Source organism: Phreatobacter aquiterrae (assembly GCF_053471285.1).
Map to the genome: position 1 here is coordinate 1 of NZ_JBJPHW010000043.1, position 1,016 is coordinate 1,016.

Annotated in this window: 1 protein-coding gene; it reads right to left on the reverse strand. The window is 60.7% G+C overall.

Features of this window, described 5'->3' with window-relative positions:
- On the reverse strand, window positions 1-988 hold a 988-nt coding region (locus tag ACJ4V0_RS21505), incomplete at its 3' end, for an IS481 family transposase (protein WP_448301650.1).
- Window positions 989-1,016: the final 28 nt, after the last annotated feature.

Here is a 1,016-nt window from a genome sequence, read left to right on the forward strand (position 1 = left end):
TGTTTAGTCCCGGCATTTGCTGGAGCGGATCGAGCGTGAACCTCTGGGGCTCCGTTGTCCATCGTTTGCAGATGAACTCGTAGGGAGTGAGGCCGTTCAGGGTCTTCAGGCGCCGGCCGAAATTGTAGGCGCGGACGAAGTCGCCGAGATGCCGACGGAGCTGCTCGTGGCTTTCGTAGTAGTAGCGCTTGACGGTGGCGTCCTTGATAGTCCGGTTCATCCGTTCGACCTGGCCGTTGGTCCAGGGGTGCTTGGCTTTCGTCGTGCGGTGTTCGATATCGTTTCGCGCGCAAGCCATCTCGAAGGCATGGGCGCGGAAGAGTTCTCCGTTGGCGATGGCTTCCTTGATCAAGGGAACCGCCGAGCCGCCCGCGCCCGGCGTCGTGAACTGGATACCGTTGTCGGTCAGCACGGTGTGGATCTTGTAGGGCACGGCGGCGATCAAATTGAGCAGAAAAGACTTCGACACCGCCGTCGTGGCCTTTTCATGCAGCTCGACGAAGGCAAACTTCGACGTGCGGTCGATCGCCACGAACATGTGCAGCTTGCCCTCCTCGGTGCGGACTTCCGCGATGTCGATGTGGAAGTAGCCGATCGGGTAAGCCTTGAACTTCTTCCTCGCGGGCTTTTCGCCATCGATATCCGGAAGGCGGCCAAGACCATGACGCTGAAGGCAGCGGTGAAGCGACGAGCGCGTCAGCGTCGGGATCGTCGGCAGCAGCGCGTACAGGCAGTCGTCCAGAGGAAGCAGCGTGTAGCGGCGGAACGCGACGATCACGGCCTCTTCCTCGATGGTCAGGACGGTTGAATGCGCTTCCTTCGGCCCCGTTGGAAGATCGCTCGTGGACCCGCGTTTCTTCCACTTGGCGACCGTCTTCTGGTTCACGCCATAGCGCTTCGCCAGCGCCCTCAGGCTCTCTTGACTATGCTGTATCGCTCGACGGACCGCCTCTGTCGTTGTGGCGCTCCCGTGTAGAATCTGGCCCATAGCGCTTCCCTCGATTCTGTCGATGAGA